This is a genomic window from Streptomyces hirsutus (assembly GCF_001418415.1).
Lineage (GTDB): Bacteria > Actinomycetota > Actinomycetes > Streptomycetales > Streptomycetaceae > Streptomyces > Streptomyces hirsutus.
This window is the reverse complement of record NZ_LIQT01000257.1, coordinates 12216-29633: the sequence shown is the minus strand read 5'-3', so window position 1 is coordinate 29633 and position 17418 is coordinate 12216. Positions and strand designations below refer to the sequence as shown.

Here is a 17418-nt window from a genome sequence, read left to right as displayed (position 1 = left end):
CGCGATCGTCGCCGTCGCCGCACTCCGGCCCCGCTGAGCCCTGGCCCGCCCGTCCCCGCCGAACCCGACAACCCACCGTGGAGGCACCTCTTGCCGGAATGGCTTGTTCTCACCCTCGCGATGCTGGCCGTCTGCGTCGTGGTGGTCGTCATCACCCTCGTACGCCACCGCGCGGCCCCCGACGACGAGGACCCCAGCGAGACCCCGGACGTCATCGAGTACATGACGATGTGGATCGGCGTGGTGTACGCCATCGTCCTGGGCCTGGCCATCGCCGGGGTCTGGGAGGGGCGCAGCGCCGCCCAGGACCATGTGCGGGCGGAAGCGGTCGCGCTGCACGAGGTCTCGGAGCGGGTACGGATCTATCCGACCGACATCCGTGAACGCATTCGGGACGATGTCAACGCCTATGTCGGACACGTCGTGACCACCGAATGGCGCGCCATGGCCGACGACGGCCAGGTCACCGAGCGCGGGACGGAGTTGCTCGACCGGGTCCGCCGGGACGTCACCGACTACGAACCGGCGACGGATTTCGAGGCCCAGGCCTATCAGCCGCTCGTCGACCAGGTGTCCGCCGCCGACCAGGCACGCGCGGCCCGTGCGGAGTCGACCGGGGAGACCATGCCGGGTGTGGTGTGGTTCGGGCTGATCGGCGGCGCGGTCGTCACCATCGGGATGATCTTCGCGCTGCAGATCCGGCGTACCCGGCGTGAGCTGATCCTCGCCGGACTGTTCTCGGCGCTGATCGCCTTCCTGCTCTTCCTGATCTGGGATTTCGACGCGCCGTTCAGCCGTGGGCTCGCCGCGTCGGCCGATCCGTTCCGCCTCCTGTTCCCCGGCATCGGGAGCTGACCGGGCCCGCACCACGGTTCCGGTACCGGGGACGTGCGCCACGCCGTGCGCGTCCCCCTCCCGCAGGACCGGAGTCCCCCGTACGGCCCACGGGAGTGACCCGTTCGCGTGACTGCGATCGCGCCGCTCGGTGCGACTTTCTAGCGTTTCGGACATCGGGAACGCGTTCCTGACGCGAGCGGAACAGGTCCGCCGCCGTTCCTCGGCACCGGAGGACTCACCATGCACGCGATACGCGTCGCTTCCGCCGTGCTCCTGGGCGTCGGCGCCCTCGCCCTCGCCGCCGCACCGGGTGCCGTCGCCGTGGACGGCGATGTCACCCCGTTCGGTTTCGGTCTCCGGCCCTCCCTCGTCGAGCCCGGCGACCGGATCGCTCTGCACGTGGACCGGACCGGCGGCGAGTGCGAGGGGCGCGCGACGGTCTCCTCACAGGTCCTCGACCCGGTGACCATTCCGAAGAATCGCTCGGGGGCGACGGCGGAGGTGTACCGGGATGCCAGGCCCGGCGCCGTCCACCAGGTGGCCTTCACCTGTGACGGGGTCACCGGCACCACGAGTCTGACCATCGCCGGTGGCCGCCCCGCGCCGCTCCCCTCTCCGCTGCCCGTGGAATCCGGGGGTGCGGCCCGGCATTCGAGGGGTGTGCACGCCGGGGAGGGCGGCAGCCTGGCCGGCCTCGACCTCGGTGGGATCGGACTCGGCGCCGCACTTCTCACGGGTTCGGTGGGCGCCGCGTACCGCTTCACCCGCCGCGACGGTGCGCGGGACGGCGCATGACGGCACCACAGGACGTCAGGGCGGCCCGTCGGCAGGGCTGCAGGTCCGGAGGGCAGCAGGATCACATGACTGCGCCCCGGGTCCGGTCGGGGATCCAGGGCGTGGCCTCCGGACACACCTGCGAAAAGGCCACTGCGGAAAATGGCTTCAGAGCTGCTTCTCGGCACGACGGCGCATCCAGAAAATACTGCCCGCCACGACCGCGGAGGTCACCAGTCCGCCGCCGATGGCCATGTCGGTCGGGGTAGCCCCGTCGGTGCTGCTGCCGCCGAGGCCGCCGCGGACCCCGCCGAGGACGGTGAAGGCGGCCGGCCGGGTCAGGCTCCGGCCGGAGCAGTGCGCCGTGATGTCGTACGAGCCGGCGCGGGCGTCGTTGTAGATGGGGGCGGTGCCCTTCGCGGTGCCGCCGGAGCCGTGGCCGGACGTCAGGTTGGTCCTGGGGAAGGCGTTGGACGTGGCGTGGCCACCGTTGGGGCAGCCGTCGACGGTGATGGTCAGCTGGCCGCCGCGGGCGATGACGCTGGGCAGGGCGACGACGTTGGACGGGCTGGAGCCCTGGCCGCCGTCCGCGACGGCGGCCGGGGCGGCGAGCCCGAGGACGGCGACCGCGGCACCGGCGGACGCCAGGGCACGTGACTTGCGCATGTGATCCTCCGCGGAAGACGCCCCGGGTCCGGTCCCCGGTCGATCGGCGAGAAAGCGCCTCCCAACAAGACCCTCAGTTGCCGTGCCCCTGCGCGCATTTCGGCGATGGTCCGTCCCGGTGAGGCGGCGGCCCTCACGGATCCGTGCTTTCGGATATCACCGCAGGTCACGAACCGTCAGAGGATCTTCGCTCGGCGGCACCCCGGATGGCTTACCGATCACCGCCCGGCCACCCGTTCGCCCTTGTCCCGTCGCCGGTTGCGTGCGCCGCGTTTAGCGTTTCCGCCATGCGCGAGTGACACGGCGACGGCCGTGTCGAGAGGGGAAGGCGAATGTCTGCTTTCGAACCGGACGAATTCGAAGAGGAGGCGCGGCGGAAGAGGCGTGCTCCGTGGGGCGTTATAGCGCTGGTTCTGCTCACCGGCCTCGCGCTCATCCGGAATGGTTCGGGGGAGTTCGACGAGGGGCCGCCGCAGCCCGCCGTGGCCGCCGCGGACAGCAGGGTGCCCGGTGCCACCACGGCCGCGACGGTGCGACCGCTGCCGTACTCGGTTCCGAGCCGGGTCCGGATTCCGACGATCCAGGTGGACGCACCGGTGATGGCCGTGGGCCTGGACGCGGAGGGGTGGGTGGAGGCGCCGCCGCCCGAGGACCCCAATCTGGCGGGCTGGTTCACCGGCGGGGTCGCTCCCGGGGAGAAGGGCACGGCGGTCGTGGTCGGCCATGTCGACAACGGTCTGGGCCCGACCGTCTTCTACGGGCTCGGTTCTCTGGAAAAGGGCAATCGCGTCGAGGTCGAGCGCGAGGACGGAAAGACCGCGGTGTTCGAGATCTACGGCATCGAGGTCTTCGCGAAGAACGACTTTCCCGGTGACCGGGTCTACAACTCGAAGGGCTCCTCGGAGTTGCGGGTCATCACCTGCGGTGGCGGTTTCACCCAGCAGGACGGTTACGACGGGAACGTCGTCGTGTTCGCCCGCCTCGCCGAGGTCCGCTGAGCGGCCGGCTCCGTCCGGGCGGGCGGAGGGAGCCGGCCGGAGCGGCCCGGCTCAGACGTGGTGCCGGCGGGGCACCGTGACCCGGTAGCCGGAGTCCAGCAGTTCGGGCAGGTACTCGCGCAGCGCCCGCACGCTCTGGGAGCGGTCGCCTCCGGCGTCGTGCGAGAGCACCACGACCCCGGGTGCGGCGCCGTTCTGCACCCGGTCGACGATGGTGCGGGTGCCGGGGCTGGTCCAGTCGAGGGTGTCCACCGTCCAGGCGAGGGGTTCCATGCCCAGTTCGGCGCCGAGCTGGAAGGCGGCACGGTTCCAGGCTCCGTAGGGCGCGCGGAACCACTGGGGGCGTTCGCCGTTCCCCTTCTCGATGATGTCGCAGGTGCGTTCCATCTCGGAGCGGATCCTGCCGCGGGACAGACGGGTGAGCAGGGGGTGGGACCAGGTGTGGTTGCCGACGACGTGTCCCTCGTCGGACATGCGGGCCAGCAGGTCCTTGTTGTAGGAGACCATTTCCCCGCACACGAAGAACATCGCGCGGACGTCGTACGCCGCGAGCGTGTCGAGGATGTCCGGGGTGTAGCGGGGGTCAGGTCCGTCGTCGAAGGTCAGCACCATGGTGCTCCCCCTCCCGGAGACCCGCAGCAGCGGTGCGCTCCGCACCGGGGTTCCGCCGGGGGCCGCCCCGGGCGGGCCGTAGCCGGTGAGGGGTCTGAGGCGGTACGCGGAGGGCTGGAGCGGGCGGCCGGCGGCCTGGGCTCCGGCGGCGGGTGCGGCGGGGCGTGCCGCCTCGGTGCCGGAGCCCTTCGCGAGGAGCCCGGCCGTGCCGGCCGCTCCCACGACGGCGGCGCCGGTGAGCAGCGCCCGGCGCCGCGTGAGCAACTGATCCTTCTGCATGACTCATCAGTCGCCCGCCCGGCGACGGGTGACCTCGGCGACACCTGTGCGGCCGGACGTTTCCACCCGCTCGGCCCAGTGCCACCGCCGCACGGGCGTCCGATGGCCTCGGCGCCGTGACGGAGGAGCGCTCGGCACAGTTCGAACGGGTCACGGACGGTCCGAAGGCGATCGTGGCCGGAGTGGACGGCTCCGACACCTCCCTGCGGGCGGCGGCCTACGCCTCCGGCATGGCCCGGCGGCAGCACGCCCTGCTCGCCGTCGTGTACGTGCAGCCGGTACCGGCGGCGGGCGCGGCGCTCGGGGCGCCGGTGGCGGAGACCACGGACGAGATCGCCGAGGACCTGGTGAGGCAGGTCAGGGAGGCGTCCGAGCAGGTCCGGGGGGCTTCGACTCCCGCTGGGAGTTCCACACCTTCCGCGGCGACCCGTACAACGGCATGGTGAAGGCCGCGGACGACCTCAAGGCGGACGCGGTGGTGGGCGCCTCGGAGCAGGCGGGCCACCGGTTCGTGGGGTCGGTGGCGGTCCGGCTGGCGAAGGCGGGGCGCCGGCCGGTGACGGTGGTGCCGTGGACACCGTCGCGCCGGAAGGTGTGCGGGAGGGCGGGCGGTGTCAGAGGGTGCGCAGAAAGCCGAGGAGGATCTCGTTGAAGACCTCGGGCTGTTCCCTGCACGCGTAGTGTCCCGCCCCCTCGATGGTGGCGGAGCGGCCGTCGCGTACGCCGCGGACGAGACGCTCGGCCGCCGCGGTCAGATCGGCGGGTTCGAGTGAGCCGTTGACCGCGAGCACGGGCACGTCGATCGTCGGCACACGGTCCCAGGTGCCGGTGACGGGGACGCGCCGGTCCTTCTCGTCCGGGGTGTGCTTGGAGATCGTGTGCAGCGCCATCTCCCGCAGCCGGCGCGGGATGTCCGGGTCGATGTCGTCGGTGCCGCGGTGCTCGCCCGCCGCGACCCGTACGAAGGCGTTCAGCCAGCCCTCGATGTCACCGGCGCCCAGCGTGCGGGCGAACTCGGCCTGGATCCGGCGGGTCCACGGATCGGTGTGCTCGAACTCGCTGGTGGCCGCTCCGCAGACCACGACCGCGCGTACCAGATCCGGATGTTCGAGCACGGTGTCGGTCACGATGGCGCCGCCCATCGAGACGCCGGCCAGGACCGCGGGCCCCGCGTCGAGGTGGCGCAGCAGGGCGGCGAGGTCGTCCGCCCAGCGGAAGGGTGCCGTGGCGTTGGCGGAGAAGCCGTGGCCTCGTACGTCGGGCGCGATCACCCGGTGGTGGGCGGCGAGGGCCGGGATCTGGTCCTCGAAGAGCCGGTGGTCGACGAAGCCGGAGTGGAGGAGGACGACCAGGTCGCCCGCGCCGCTGTCGTGGTAGGCGAGATCGCCGTCGGAGGAGGTGAAGTACCGGAGTTCCGAAATCGTAGTCATGACAACCAAGGTGTCATCTCCGGTGAAGTTTGGCAACCAAGGTGTCATGATGGAGAAATGAGTGACACCGGGAACGACACCGACAAGCCCCTTCCACCCGACGAACTCGGCCCGCGCCTGATGGAGGTGTTCGATCTGGTCGGCCCGCTGTACCGCCGGGTGCAGCGCAAGGTCGAGCAGGGCGAGGCCGTGGAGGGTCTGTCCGTCGGGGTACGGGCCGTGCTGGACCTGCTGCACAAGCACGGCCCGATGACCGTGCCCCAGATGGGCCGCGCTCAGGCGATCAGCCGTCAGTTCGTGCAGCGCATGGTCAACGACGCCGCCGCGCGGGGCCTGGTGGAGAGCACCCCCAACCCCGCCCACCAGCGGTCGTCGCTGATCCGGCTCACCGACGGGGGCCGGGCGGCGATCACCGCCGCCGTCGCCCGTGAGCACGCCGTGCTGCGGGAGGTCGGCGGGGACCTCACGGACGCCGACCTGCGCTCCTGCGTACGCGTCCTCGCACAGATGCTGACGCTGTTCGACACCGTGGACGTGAACTGACCGCCGCCTCGACCGGTCCGGGCTACTCCCCCATGACCAGCCCGTCCATCGCCGCGCCCCGGCTCAGCACCACGGTCCGGATCCGGTCGCGGACGGACCGGACCTCGGCGCCCTCGGCGAGGGCCCGGTTGAGGTCGATCACACGGCCGGCGTCCACGTCGTAGAACTGCGGGACGAACTCGGCCTTCGTCACCTCCCAGCGTCCGTCCGGGCGCCCGGGCGGGGTGAAGGTGAAGCGTCCCAGGGTGGACTGGTTGCCGCGGGGGTCCGGGAGGCCCAGGTGGCCGGTCGTCGCGCCGGCGATCTGGTCGCCCGTCCCGTAGACCACCCAGGTGCCGTTGACCTTCTCGTACGCCTGCGGGACGTGGGAGTGGGTACCGAGGATCAGGTCGATGTCGGGGCGATGGCCGGTGCGGGCCGCGGTGAGGGAGCGGGCGAGGGCGACCTGCTGCTCGTCGGGGGCCTCCTCCCATTCGGTGCCCCAGTGCAGGGAGACCACGACCACGTCGGCGCCCGCCTTCCGGGCCGTGCGCGCGTCGGCGAGGATCCGGGTCTCGTCGACGAGGCCGACGGCCCAGGGTTCGCCGGACGGGAGCGGGGCGACGCCGGCGCCGTAGGTGTAGGCGAGGTGGGCCACCTCGGCCCGGCCCGCGCGCAGGACGGTCGCCCTGCGGGCCTCGTGCTCGGACCGGGCGGCGCCGGCGTGCCGCAGGCCGGCCCGGTCGAGGGCGTCCAGGGTGCGGCGGATGCCGTCGTCCGGGGTGTGGCGGGAGGCGATGGAGCAGCCGTCGTAGCCGGTGACGGCGAGGGCCTGGGCGATCTCCGGCGGGGACTCGAAGTCGGTGGAGTCGCCGCCGGCGCCGTACGCGGTTCCCATGTGACACAGCGCCAGGTCGGCGCCCGCGACGACGGATCGGACGCCGGAGAGCATCGGCCCGAAGTCGTGGCCGCTGCCGCCCGCGTCGAAGCGGGCGCGGTCGATGGCCGAGCCGTGCGGCAGCACGTCCCCCGAGGCGACCAGGGTGAAGCCACGGTCCCGCACGACCGGGGCCCCCGGATGGCCGGATTCCGGTGGTCGGTGGTGCCGGTCCTGCCAGGCTGCGCCCGCGGCGAGGACGACGGTGAGGGCCAGGGCCACCTGTCTACTGCGTGCGATCATTGCTTCACCCCGGTATGCGGCGTTCCACTGTCGTATTTACTGACAAATAGATAAGAATCGCTTTCTGTTTCCCCGGTGTTCCGACACGCGGTTTAGGCCGTCCGGCGTGCACGAACCGTCATCCGGACCGTTCGTCGAACCGTTCGTCGACGCGATCGACCGTCCGCCGCACGTCTTTGCGCGCGCCCTGTCCCCGAAGAGCGCGGTACGTTGCCATACCGCCATGACGGCCGGAATGACACTCATGAACGGGACAACCGCCGAACACGAACTCGCCGCCCTGCAACGCGAGCACGGCCGGCCTCTCTTCGCGCTGCTGCTCCGGCTCTGCGACGGGGACCGACAGCGCGCCGAGGATCTCGTCCAGGAGACACTGGTACGGGCCTGGCAGCACCCCGAGGCGCTGCGCGCCGACGACTTCGACTCCGTACGGCCCTGGCTGATGACCGTGGGCCGACGGCTCGCCATCGACGCGCGGCGGGCCCGGCAGGCACGGCCGCCCGAGGTGGGCGACGCGGTGCTGGAGAACGCGCGGGTGAGCTCCGACCACGCCGAACGGGCCGCGGCGGCGCTCGATGTCCGCCGGGCCGTGAAGACACTCACTCCGGAGCACCGTGAAGTCCTGGTGCTCGTGTACTTCCAGGGGGCGAGCGTGGCGGAGGCCGCGGCGGCACTGGGGATACCGCCCGGTACCGTGAAGTCCCGCGCGTACTACGCCCTGCGCGCCCTGCGCCGGGTGCTTCCGGGATACGCCGCCGACCTGCGGTGAAACCGACGGCCGGGTCAAACCTCCGTAAAGCGCCTTGCCGACGACCCCTGTGAGGTAATCGGCTGTCCTCATCCGTGCTGCGGACCGGGGCCCGGGTTCGGGCGACGCGCACGTACCGGAGGAAGGCTGGAAGGGATGCCGCACAGAGGTCAAGAGAGCACCGACGGCACGGACGACGGCGAACTCGCCGTCCCCATGGCCTGGTTGTATGCCGAGTACATCGCCGACGAACTGCTGCGCAGCGGCGACCTGATGCCGACGACGTCCTTCGAGTTCCGGGCCGGCCGGGACGCACTGGCCCTGACCGTCTTCCTGTCCGACACCGACGGCGAACTCTCCGGCATCCGGGTGATCACCCAGCTGGAGACCTGGCTCTCGCTGACCGCGTACGACCAGCCGTGGCAGGAGTGGGTGCAGAAACGCCTGGCGGACCTGACCGCGGACACCGCCACCACCACCGTCTCCTCGACCACCGCCGGCCGGACCACGGTGGATCCCGACCTGGCACTCGCCCGGTCGGCCTGGCGCTGGCTGCAGGAGACGGAGCTGCTCGCGCCCGATCTGAACGCGGTGCCGGGCGGCGCCTCGGGGGCCGGGGAGGACGAGGGGCCGAAGGTGTGGACGCCCGCGTGGCAACTCGGGCTCCCCCTCGGACACCTCGCTATCCACCTCTTCTAGCCTTCCGGTGAATCGGACCAATCCGCGGGCCGGAGGGCTCCGAATCCTTTGGTTACGATTCGGCATGCGCCTTGAGTGAATCGACTGCCCGGTGCGTACCGGTGGGAGCAACGAGTAACCCCACCCACACCCAACGGTACGAGGATTCGGCATGAGGTCCCTGGAAAGGCATCGCGACGTCGGCGCGTACGCGCTCGGTGTGCTGGACGAGGCGGAGGCCTTCCGCTTCGAGGACCACCTCATGGAGTGCCCCAGCTGCGCTGCACAGGTGACCGAATTCGGGGTGACGACACGGCAGTTGATGTTGTATCGGCGCTCCACGCCGCCACTGACGCACCCGATGCCCAAGCCGGGCCCGAGGATGCTCGACCGGCTGCTGTCCGAGGCGGCGGGCCGCAACCGGGCCGTGCGCCGTCGGCTGCTGTTCGCGCTGGCGGCCTCGGTGGTGCTCGCGGTGACCGCGCCGGCGCTCGCCCTGATGTCCTCGGACGGCGGTGAGCGGGCACCCGAGAGCATCGCGGCGGCCGACGAGCGGTCCGGGGTGTGGGCGGAGATCACGACGGCGGACGAGGACTGGGGCAGCCGGCTGGAGCTGAAGGTCAAGGACGGGGCGGGACCCCGCGTCTGCCGGCTGGTGGTGGTCGGGCAGGACGGCTCCGAGGAGACCGTGACCAGCTGGCACGTGCCCCGTCACGACGCCCGCCCCAACACCATGACGAGCGGCTCCACCCTGCACAGCGGGCAGGTCGAGCGCTACGAGCTGCGCTCCTCGGACGGCGAGCACCTGGTGACGTTGAAGCCCCGGTGACAGCGGGGAGCCCCGTGCCCGTCCTCCGGGGTGGGGAACGCGACCGGTTCGAAGGGGCGTCCCCGCCGCGTGCGGGGTCTCGTGGTCGCAGACGTTCCCGATGCCCGGCACCTGCCCCAGGCCCGTCACGACGTACACCGCGAGCGGCGGGTCGCAGGCCACCGGGACGCTGATCGCCACGGGCCGTACGCGGACGATCCCGTGGCCCGCCGGCTGCTCGGTGGGGAAACGTCCGCGGTCCCTCGGCCTCGGTGGGTTCCGGCACCCGTCCGGGGTGGCACTCCGCACCGGACCGGACCGCACCGGACCGGACCGGACCGGACCGGACCGGTCAGCGGAAGCCGCGTCCCGTGCCGTGGGTGCCGCCGGAACTGTGGTCGTGCTCCGCCGGCTCCGCGAAGGCGGAGGCCTTGGTCACCGAGAACTCGGACCACACGCATTTGCCGCCGCCGCGCGCCTCCACGCCCCACTCGTCCGTGAGTATCTCGACGAGGAGCAGACCTCGCCCCGAGACGCACGACTCCCCCGCCTCGCGGCGGCGCGGCAGGGCGCTGGAGGAGTCCTCGACCTCCACGCGCAGCCGCCGCTCGCCGCCGGTGAGGACCCTGAGGGTGACGACGGCGGACCCCTCGGTGTGCATCAGGGCGTTGGTGATCAGCTCGTCGGCGACCAGTTCGATCTCGTCGGCGCGGTTCCCGGCCCCCCAGGCACCGACCCCGGCGCGGATCATGCGCCGGGCCTCGGTGAGGGCCTCGGGGTCGCCGGGGGCCACGTGCTGCTGGAGCCGTCCCCCCGCGCGCGGGCTGTCCGGCGGGCGGCGGCGCAGCAGGAGCAGGGCCACGTCGTCGTCCCCGCGGCGTTCCTCGGCCACATCGATGAGCCGGTCGGCCAGTTCGCGTACGTCCTCGGGGCCGGTGGTGACGAGCGCGGAGAGGGTCTCGATGCCGTCGTCGAGGTCGGCGCCGGGCTGCTCGACCAGGCCGTCGGTGCACAGCAGCAGCACATCGCCGGGATCGAGCTCCATCGTCCCGACCGGGCAGTCGAGCCGGTCGAACTCGGCGGACAGGCCGAGCGGCAGCCCGCCCGGCACGTGGACGCGGTGGCAGAGGCCGCCGGCACGCCGGACGAGTGGGTCGAGGTGGCCGGCCCGGACCATCTGGAGGACGCCGGTGGACAGGTCCGCCTCGGCGTACAGGCAGGTCGCGGAGCGGTCGGTGTCGAGTTCGTGCAGGAAGACGGAGGCACGGGCCATCACGGTGGCCGGCGGATGCCCCTCGGCGGCGTAGGCGCGCAGCACGATGCGCAACTGGCCCATGACGGCGGCGGCGTGGGTGTCGTGGCCCTGGACGTCGCCGATCACGGCGCCGACACGGCCCCCGGGCAGCGGGATCAGGTCGTACCAGTCGCCGCCGATGTCCCGGCTGAGGCCGCTCCCGACGCTGGCCGCGCGGTAACGGACGGCGATGTCGGCGCCGGGCACACTGGGGATGGTGCGGGGCAGCATGGCCTGCTGGAGTCCCTGAGCGAGGTCCATCTCCTGCTCGTAGAACATGGCCCGCTGCATGCTCTGCGCGATGCTGCTGCCCAGGGCGACGAGGAGGTTGCGCTCCTCGGGGGTGAAGCCGCGCCGGTCGTTGTAGAGCAGGCCCATGGCGCCGATCGGGCGGGTCTGGACGACGAGCGGCAGGTAGGCCGCCGAGGTGATGCGCAGGTCGGTGAGGTGCGGCCACAGCACCGGGTAGCGTTCGGTGAACTCCTCCGGCGACTCGATGAAGCGCGGGCTCAGGGTCCGCACGGCCTCGCTCATCGGGTACTGCTCGTCGATCCGGGTGACCCGGGTGCCCGGGACGAAGCTGCCGGCGGGCCCCTCGGCGACCAGCCGGATCCGGCCGGCCTCGACCAGACCCATGACGAGACTGGTGGCGCCCAGAAGGGCGAGGCCGTGGGTGTTCTTGACGGCGTCGATGACGTCCTGCACGGTGCGGGCGTGGGCGAGGGCGGCCGTGGTGAGCTGGACGATGTTGGTCTGCTTGCGCAGGGCGTCCGCCTGGGCGTCCTGCGCCCCTCTCACCTCGCTGTCGCTGAGTTCCTCCGTGGCGTCCCGGATGACGCCGAGGATGCGGTGGGGCAGTCCGGCCCCGTCCCGGCGGATGTGGCCGTGGCTGTGGGTCCAGCGCAGGGTGCCGTCGCGGCGGCGGACCCGGAAGTACGCACCGTAGGTCTCGCCGCCGTCCTTCAGGGCCTGCGAGACGGCGGTGTCCAGGCGCACGATATCGGCGGGCGGGATCCGGCTCACCAGCACGTCGGGATGGTCGGATTCGTCGGGGCACAGGTCGAAGATGTCGCGGGCCTGGGCATCCATCCGCATCACCCGGGTGTCCAGGTTCCAGTCGAACCTGCCCATGTGGTTGAGCGCCAGGATCGGATCCGGGTGGTCCGGCCAGTCGTCCGGGAGTGACAGGGCGCTCGCTCCCCGATCAGCCATGGACCCACCTTGTCAGGGTTCATCCGATTCTTCGACCGGTGACGTCCCTGGCGTCCTCGGGACGGCTTCGGCCGCTCCGGGTATACGGAGAGTCGCAGGAAAAACGGCCGGCGACGGCGGCCGAAGGACGGGGAGGACAAGAGGACGGGAAGACGGGAAGACGGGAGGACGGGAGGACGGGCAACCGGGTACGGACAAGGGGCGGGGAGGGAGCGCACGGCCGTGGAGTGGTTCACCGCATCCGACTACTGGCTGAGCCGGCTGGTCTTCCAGCGGGGGCTGGCCGGGCTGTACCTGATCGCGTTCCTGACGGCGATGCTGCAGTTCCGTGCGCTGATCGGCGAGCGCGGAATGCTGCCGGTGCCCCGGTTCGTGGAGCGGACCCCGTTCGCGCGGGCGCCCGGTCTGTTCCAGCTGCGCTACTCGGACCGGTTCTTCGCGGGCTGCGCCTGGGCGGGCTGCGCGGTGTCGGCGGCGCTGCTCGCGGGGATGGACTCCTGGCTTCCGTTGTGGGCCGGGATGCTGCTGTGGCTGGTGCCCTGGACGCTGTACCTGTCGATCGTCAACGTCGGGCAGGTCTGGTACGCCTTCGGCTGGGAGTCGCTGCTGCTCGAGGTCGGCTTCCTCGCGGTGTTCCTCGGCAACGACGAGGTGGCCCCGCCGGCCGTCGTGCTGTTCCTGCTGCGGTGGGTGCTGTTCCGGGTCGAGTTCGGCGCGGGGCTGATCAAGATGCGCGGCGACGCGTGCTGGCGGAATCTCACCTGCCTGGACCACCATCACGAGACCCAGCCGATGCCGGGGCCGCTGAGCTGGTTCTTCCACCATCTTCCGAAGCCGCTGCACCGGGTCGAGGTGGCCGCGAACCATGTCACCCAGTTGGTCGTTCCGTGCCTGCTGTTCGCTCCTCAGCCGGTGGCCACGATTGCCGCCGCACTGATGATCGCCACACAGCTGTGGCTGGTGCTGTCGGGCAACTTCTCCTGGCTGAACTGGATCACGATCGTGCTGGCCCTGTCCGTGGTCGCGTTCCCCACCACTCCCCCGGACACGGCCGGCGCCCCGCTGTGGTACGTGGTCGTCGTCCTCGCGGTGTCCGCGCTGCTGCTCGCTCTCAGCCGCCACCCCGTGCGCAACATGCTCTCCCGCCGCCAGGTGATGAACCGGTCCTTCGACCCGCTGCACCTGGTCAACACCTACGGGGCGTTCGGCAGCGTCAGCCGGATCCGGTACGAGGTGGTGATCGAGGGCACCGCGGACGGAACGCCCCGGAAGGACGCGGACTGGCGGGAGTACGAGTTCCGGGGCAAGCCGGGGGATCCCCGGCGCTGGCCGCGCCAGTTCGCGCCGTACCATCTGCGGCTCGACTGGCTGATGTGGTTCGCCGCACTGTCGCCGTCCTACGCCGGGCCGTGGTTCGGCGCGCTGGTGGAGCGGCTGCTGGAGGGCGACCGCGACACGCTGCGGCTGCTGCGCCGCTCCCCCTTCCCACCGGACGCGCCGCCCCGGTACGTCCGCGCCCGGCTGTTCCGCTACCGGTACACGACCTGGCGCGAGCTGCGGGAGACGGGGGCGTGCTGGGAGCGGACGTACGTGCGCGAGTATCTGCCGCCGACCCGGCTGGCGGGGGCGGTCGACAGGCCGTAGAAGCGGGTGGCGGTGGCTCCGAGGACCTCCCGGCGTTCGGCGGCGTCGCGGTCCGCCGGACACAGGTGCCGGCCTTCGGCAGACCTCCGTCCTCCGAAGATCACCCCGTGGGACCGCCCGGATCCCGCAGGGTCTCCTCGCGGCCCGGTCCGCCCGGGTGTTGCGGTGGTCAGCGGCGTGCGCCTATCGTCGGCCGGGTGACTGCCGGGTCGGCCTTGGGCCACACACGAAAGACGCTCCCGGCCTCGGCGTGAGCCGGGCGGGGACTCCCCCGCTCAGGCCCGGCCAGGGGCAGGGCCTCGCCCGCGCCCCGCCTCCTCTCCGCGTTCCTTTCCCGCTTCCGCCGCGCTCCGCGCGGCATGTCCGACGGAAACCGACACCCGGAGACGAACCCGCCATGCCCGACGCACTCCTCTCGTCCGCCGTGCCCGAACCGCCCACCACAGCCGTCCAGTTGAATCACATCGCCGTCCTCGCCCGCGACCGCCGCCTGTCGGCCGAGTTCCTCGCCGTGCTCCTGGGGCTGGAGGTCGGCGCCCCCTTCGGCCCGTTCCTGCCCGTCGACCTGGGCAACGGCGTGACCCTCGACTACTACGAACAGCGTGACGAGCCCATCCAGTCGCAGCACTACGCTTTCCTCGTCCCCGAGGATCGGTTCGACGCGACGATCGCCCGCCTGGAGGCGGTCGGGGTCACCTACTACGCGGACCCGAACCACACCGAACCCGGCAGGATCAACCGCCTCTTCGGCGGGCGCGGCGCTTACTTCGACGACCCCGACGGCCACAACCTGGAGATCATGACCCGGCCCTACGCCCGCCCCTGAGCAGGGCCGCCGGCCCGGTCACGGCGCCCGGCGCATGACGTGCGGCCCGACCCGTCCGCGTCTCGCCGGGTTCGTCCACAGGACTCGGACACCTCCCAGGAGGTGTCCGGGTCACGGGGGTACGCCTCACCCGCGGCGACGGCTCGGGCGGCGATCACACGGGAGGGGACCGGTCTCAGTCGACGCTGGGCAGGATGTGGGGCTCGGCGAGATCGTCCTCGTAGCCCGCCAGGCGGATCGGGGCCGACCGGGCCCACACGTCGAGACTGCCGAGCTCGCCTGCCGGGCGGCCTGCGCGCTCGAAACGTTCCTTGACGGGCTGATCCACGTTGGTCTTCTCCGGTGTCACCGCGCACTCCTTATGTGTCGGTCACCCTCGGGACGTGCCGCGCCGCTCCTGCCGCGCCCGCGTCGTACGTCCGCTCGGGCATGATGCGAAAGCCGTTCGGACGCGGTGGCGCCGGTTGGTCGTAGGAGAGCAGGCCCTTGTGAAGCGACGTGTCCCATGACGGACCGGTGGGTGTGGGTAGGACCCTTTACTGCTGCCCGTCCGGCTCAGATTAACCAAATGAGCGGACCCCTGCTCGATGGGGCTGAAAACTCGCCGTAACGATCACGTGTCGGACTGCGCCTCTCGCCCCCTTATATACCTCTAATTCACCATGGAGGATGTCACCACCGATCACTCGATCGGGCTACAAGGGGTCCGCGCTTTCGAGAAGACCGCATGGTCCCGGCGCAGTTCAAGTCCTGTTGGCCGACCCGCAAGCTCGTCATGGTGTGCTGCCGTACGGCAAACGGCTGTCTTCCAGGAGGACCGGCGCATGGAGCTGCGCAGTGTCGAGGAGTTGATGGACCTGCTGTACGCCTGCCGGGGCGCCCGGGACGTCCCGGTTCCCGGCGGGGCCCCGGTCGACGCGTACGACCATGCGTTGCGCACCGCCGCACTGCTGCGCCGGCAACGTCCCGCCGACAAGGAGCTTCAGGTGGCGGGTCTGGTCCGGCCGGTCGGCCGGCTGCTGTGGCCGGGCGAGCCCGCCACGCGGGCCGACCGGTCCGCGGACGCGGTGCGCGCGCTGCTCGGCGAGCGGGTGGCGGGGCTGGTCCGCAGCCGGCCCCGGCACGCCCTCCGGGGCGAGGAGGACGACCTCCTCGCCCTGCGCACGGCGGACGAGGAGGCCCTCGGCGCCTGCTTCGACGCGGGGGTCCTGGAGGACTGGCGCACCGTGCTGGAGCTGCTGGCGGCCCGCAACTCCCGGCTCGGCGCGGTGGAATGACTCCCCCGCCGCCGGCCGTCGGGCGCCCGCGTCACCACCTGCCGGGCGCGTAGTCCTTCAGGAAGACGCCGTACAGGTCCTCGCCCGCTTCGCCGCGCACGATGGGGTCGTAGACGCGGGCCGCGCCGTCGATCAGGTCCAGCGGGGCGTGGAAGCCGGCGTCCGCGAGGCGGATCTTGTCCGGGTGAGGACGCTCGTCGGTGATCCAGCCGGTGTCGACGGCCGTCATCAGGATGCGGTCGTTGTCGAACATCTCCTGGGCGCTGGTGCGGGTGAGCATGTTCAGCGCGGCCTTGGCCATGTTGGTGTGCGGGTGGCCCGCGCCCTTGTAGCCGCGGTCGAAGACGCCTTCCATGGCGGAGACGTTCACGATGTACGTCCGCTTCGCCGCCGCGGCCGCCATCGCCGGGCGCAGCCTGCTGATGAGCAGGAACGGCGCCGTCGAGTTGCAGAGCTGGACCTCGAGCAGTTCGACCGGGGTGACCTCCTCGACGGTCTGCACCCAGCTGTTGGTGTCGTGCAGGTCCGGGACCAGACCGCCGGCGTCGATCGCGGTGCCGGCCGCGATCCGCTCCAGGGAGGCCGAACCGGAGACCAGGGCCAGGCCGGTGACGTCGTGCGCGGTGAGCGCGCCGGATCCCGCGACCGGGAGCTCGGCCACCGCGCCGGAGCCGAAGCCGCCGATCACCTCGGCGGCGGGCAGTTCACCGGCGGGCAGCGGCGCGGACTCCGCGGCGACCAGCTCGCTGTAGGCCTGCGGGGAACGCCGTACGGTCTGTGCGGCGTTGTTGATCAGGATGTCCAGCGGACCGGCGGCGGACACCGAGTCGGCGAGCGCGACGACCTGGGCCGGGTCGCGCAGGTCGATCCCGACGATCTTCAGCCGGTCGATCCACTGGTCGCTGTCGGGCTGGGCCTTGAAACGGCGGACGGCGTCGTTCGGGAAGCGGGTCGTGATCGTGGTGTGGGCGCCGTCGCGCAGCAGCCGCAGCGCGATGTACATGCCGATCTTGGCCCGGCCGCCGGTGAGCAGCGCGCGCTTGCCGGTCAGGTCGGTGCGGGCGTCCCGGCGGCTGCGGTTCTCGTCGGCGCACTTCTGGCAGAGCTGGTGGTAGAAGTAGTCGACCTCGACGTACCGCTGCTTGCAGATGTAGCAGGAGCGGGGGCGCTGGAGTATCCCCGCGATCGTGCCCTCCTCGGTGCGGGACGAGGGCAGGATGCCTTCCGTCTCGTCGTCGATGCGCTCGGCGGATCCGGTGGCGGTGGCCTCGGTGACCGCCTTGTCGTGGGCGGTCTTGGCGGCCCGGCGCTCCTGGCGGCGGCGCTGCTTGACCGTGCGGTAGATGTGCGAGGTGGCGCGGCGGACCTTGATCGCGTCCGGGTGGTCGACGTCGAGTGTGTCGAGTTCCGCGAGCACGTCGAGGCACAGGGCCAACCGCTCCGGGTCGATGCCGGGCCCGTGCGCCACCACGTCCTCGTGCGCCCCGGTGTCCCCGTGGACCATCGTGTCCGTGGCCCGGGGGCCGTCCTCTGTCACCGTCATCGCCGTTGCCGTTCCTGGTCTGCCGTGGCGGCGCTCCGGTCGCGCCCGCTGTCGAACAGGCGATTTTACGGAGCGCCGGGCCGCAGCGCC

General features: G+C 71.8%; 17 protein-coding genes and 1 pseudogene. 11 read left to right on the top strand and 7 right to left on the bottom strand.

Annotated elements, in window-relative coordinates; translation table 11 throughout:
- Window positions 1-90 precede the first annotated feature (90 nt).
- Both AOK11_RS19745 and AOK11_RS19740 read left to right on the top strand, forming a co-directional pair.
- Entirely contained in the window at window positions 91-855 is a 765-nt protein-coding gene (locus AOK11_RS19745; RefSeq protein ID WP_095534173.1) for a bestrophin-like domain, read from the top strand.
- 222 nt (window positions 856-1077) lie between these two features.
- On the top strand, window positions 1078-1632 hold the full coding sequence (locus tag AOK11_RS19740; RefSeq protein ID WP_055595037.1) for a hypothetical protein: 555 nt from the start codon (window positions 1078-1080) through the stop codon (window positions 1630-1632).
- 147 nt (window positions 1633-1779) lie between these two features.
- Here the strand turns inward: AOK11_RS19740 and AOK11_RS19735 are convergent, their stop codons facing one another.
- Window positions 1780-2277, bottom strand: a complete 498-nt coding sequence (locus AOK11_RS19735) for a hypothetical protein (protein ID WP_055595036.1) — start codon at window positions 2275-2277, stop codon at window positions 1780-1782.
- Between the two features lie 332 nt (window positions 2278-2609).
- On the opposite strand from AOK11_RS19735, the gene AOK11_RS19730 reads away from it, so the two are divergent.
- Entirely contained in the window at window positions 2610-3275 is a 666-nt protein-coding gene (locus AOK11_RS19730; RefSeq protein WP_055595035.1) for a class F sortase, read from the top strand.
- 51 nt (window positions 3276-3326) lie between these two features.
- On the opposite strand, the gene AOK11_RS19725 is transcribed toward AOK11_RS19730, so the two are convergent.
- Window positions 3327-4166 carry a polysaccharide deacetylase family protein gene (locus tag AOK11_RS19725; RefSeq protein WP_206188885.1) on the bottom strand — a complete coding sequence of 280 codons (840 nt, stop codon included), beginning with the start codon at window positions 4164-4166 and terminating at the stop codon, window positions 3327-3329.
- Between the two features lie 116 nt (window positions 4167-4282).
- Between AOK11_RS19725 and AOK11_RS19720 the strand changes: the two are divergent.
- Window positions 4283-4737: pseudogene (locus AOK11_RS19720) on the top strand (universal stress protein); the annotation flags it as partial.
- Window positions 4738-4780: 43 nt separating this feature from the next.
- Here the strand turns inward: AOK11_RS19720 and AOK11_RS19715 are convergent.
- Complete coding sequence (locus AOK11_RS19715) at window positions 4781-5596, bottom strand: alpha/beta fold hydrolase (RefSeq protein WP_055595034.1); 816 nt, start codon at window positions 5594-5596, stop codon at window positions 4781-4783.
- Window positions 5597-5653: 57 nt separating this feature from the next.
- Here AOK11_RS19715 and AOK11_RS19710 point away from each other — a divergent pair, with 57 nt between their 5' ends.
- A complete protein-coding gene (locus AOK11_RS19710) occupies window positions 5654-6139 on the top strand; it encodes a MarR family winged helix-turn-helix transcriptional regulator (RefSeq protein ID WP_055595033.1) in 486 nt (161 codons plus the stop codon).
- A 22-nt stretch (window positions 6140-6161) separates the two neighbouring features.
- Here AOK11_RS19710 and AOK11_RS19705 read toward each other — a convergent pair whose 3' ends face one another.
- Complete coding sequence (locus AOK11_RS19705) at window positions 6162-7298, bottom strand: CapA family protein (protein WP_055595032.1); 1137 nt, start codon at window positions 7296-7298, stop codon at window positions 6162-6164.
- Window positions 7299-7521: 223 nt separating this feature from the next.
- On the opposite strand from AOK11_RS19705, the gene AOK11_RS19700 reads away from it, so the two are divergent.
- The 3 genes from AOK11_RS19700 (at window position 7522) to AOK11_RS19690 (ending at window position 9553) form a co-directional block, all read left to right on the top strand.
- On the top strand, window positions 7522-8067 hold the full coding sequence (locus tag AOK11_RS19700) for a sigma-70 family RNA polymerase sigma factor (RefSeq protein ID WP_055595040.1): 546 nt from the start codon (window positions 7522-7524) through the stop codon (window positions 8065-8067).
- Window positions 8068-8202: 135 nt separating this feature from the next.
- The gene (locus AOK11_RS19695; protein WP_055595031.1) at window positions 8203-8745 is read left to right on the top strand and encodes a hypothetical protein; all 543 of its coding nucleotides are present in this window, start codon (window positions 8203-8205) and stop codon (window positions 8743-8745) included.
- Window positions 8746-8896: 151 nt separating this feature from the next.
- A complete protein-coding gene (locus tag AOK11_RS19690; protein WP_055595030.1) occupies window positions 8897-9553 on the top strand; it encodes a zf-HC2 domain-containing protein in 657 nt (218 codons plus the stop codon).
- 331 nt (window positions 9554-9884) lie between these two features.
- Here the strand turns inward: AOK11_RS19690 and AOK11_RS19685 are convergent, their stop codons facing one another.
- The gene (locus AOK11_RS19685) at window positions 9885-12038 is read right to left on the bottom strand and encodes a SpoIIE family protein phosphatase (RefSeq protein WP_055595029.1); all 2154 of its coding nucleotides are present in this window, start codon (window positions 12036-12038) and stop codon (window positions 9885-9887) included.
- A gap of 222 nt (window positions 12039-12260) precedes the next feature.
- On the opposite strand from AOK11_RS19685, the gene AOK11_RS19680 reads away from it, so the two are divergent.
- On the top strand, window positions 12261-13682 hold the full coding sequence (locus AOK11_RS19680) for a lipase maturation factor family protein (RefSeq protein WP_055595028.1): 1422 nt from the start codon (window positions 12261-12263) through the stop codon (window positions 13680-13682).
- Window positions 13683-14079: 397 nt separating this feature from the next.
- Window positions 14080-14508, top strand: a complete 429-nt coding sequence (locus tag AOK11_RS19675) for a VOC family protein (RefSeq protein WP_055595027.1) — start codon at window positions 14080-14082, stop codon at window positions 14506-14508.
- 175 nt (window positions 14509-14683) lie between these two features.
- Here the strand turns inward: AOK11_RS19675 and AOK11_RS41985 are convergent, their stop codons facing one another.
- Entirely contained in the window at window positions 14684-14857 is a 174-nt protein-coding gene (locus AOK11_RS41985) for a hypothetical protein (RefSeq protein ID WP_107098629.1), read from the bottom strand.
- Window positions 14858-15332: 475 nt separating this feature from the next.
- On the opposite strand from AOK11_RS41985, the gene AOK11_RS19670 reads away from it, so the two are divergent.
- Window positions 15333-15785 carry a hypothetical protein gene (locus AOK11_RS19670; protein ID WP_055595026.1) on the top strand — a complete coding sequence of 151 codons (453 nt, stop codon included), beginning with the start codon at window positions 15333-15335 and terminating at the stop codon, window positions 15783-15785.
- Between the two features lie 31 nt (window positions 15786-15816).
- Here the strand turns inward: AOK11_RS19670 and AOK11_RS19665 are convergent, their stop codons facing one another.
- On the bottom strand, window positions 15817-17328 hold the full coding sequence (locus AOK11_RS19665; protein WP_381000814.1) for an SDR family NAD(P)-dependent oxidoreductase: 1512 nt from the start codon (window positions 17326-17328) through the stop codon (window positions 15817-15819).
- Window positions 17329-17418: the final 90 nt, after the last annotated feature.

What these genes read in the sequence shown, in the direction of transcription:
- AOK11_RS19740 (WP_055595037.1), top strand. Translation starts at nt 1,078, where the DNA reads ATGCACGCGATACGCGTCGCTTCCGCCGTGCTCCTGGGCGTCGGCGCC.
- AOK11_RS19735 (WP_055595036.1), bottom strand. Translation starts at nt 2,277, where the DNA reads ATGCGCAAGTCACGTGCCCTGGCGTCCGCCGGTGCCGCGGTCGCCGTC.
- AOK11_RS19730 (WP_055595035.1), top strand. Translation starts at nt 2,610, where the DNA reads ATGTCTGCTTTCGAACCGGACGAATTCGAAGAGGAGGCGCGGCGGAAG.
- AOK11_RS19725 (WP_206188885.1), bottom strand. Translation starts at nt 4,166, where the DNA reads ATGCAGAAGGATCAGTTGCTCACGCGGCGCCGGGCGCTGCTCACCGGC.
- AOK11_RS19715 (WP_055595034.1), bottom strand. Translation starts at nt 5,596, where the DNA reads ATGACTACGATTTCGGAACTCCGGTACTTCACCTCCTCCGACGGCGAT.
- AOK11_RS19710 (WP_055595033.1), top strand. Translation starts at nt 5,654, where the DNA reads ATGAGTGACACCGGGAACGACACCGACAAGCCCCTTCCACCCGACGAA.
- AOK11_RS19705 (WP_055595032.1), bottom strand. Translation starts at nt 7,298, where the DNA reads ATGATCGCACGCAGTAGACAGGTGGCCCTGGCCCTCACCGTCGTCCTC.
- AOK11_RS19700 (WP_055595040.1), top strand. Translation starts at nt 7,522, where the DNA reads ATGACGGCCGGAATGACACTCATGAACGGGACAACCGCCGAACACGAA.
- AOK11_RS19695 (WP_055595031.1), top strand. Translation starts at nt 8,203, where the DNA reads ATGCCGCACAGAGGTCAAGAGAGCACCGACGGCACGGACGACGGCGAA.
- AOK11_RS19690 (WP_055595030.1), top strand. Translation starts at nt 8,897, where the DNA reads ATGAGGTCCCTGGAAAGGCATCGCGACGTCGGCGCGTACGCGCTCGGT.
- AOK11_RS19685 (WP_055595029.1), bottom strand. Translation starts at nt 12,038, where the DNA reads ATGGCTGATCGGGGAGCGAGCGCCCTGTCACTCCCGGACGACTGGCCG.
- AOK11_RS19675 (WP_055595027.1), top strand. Translation starts at nt 14,080, where the DNA reads ATGCCCGACGCACTCCTCTCGTCCGCCGTGCCCGAACCGCCCACCACA.
- AOK11_RS19670 (WP_055595026.1), top strand. Translation starts at nt 15,333, where the DNA reads ATGGAGCTGCGCAGTGTCGAGGAGTTGATGGACCTGCTGTACGCCTGC.
- AOK11_RS19665 (WP_381000814.1), bottom strand. Translation starts at nt 17,328, where the DNA reads ATGACGGTGACAGAGGACGGCCCCCGGGCCACGGACACGATGGTCCAC.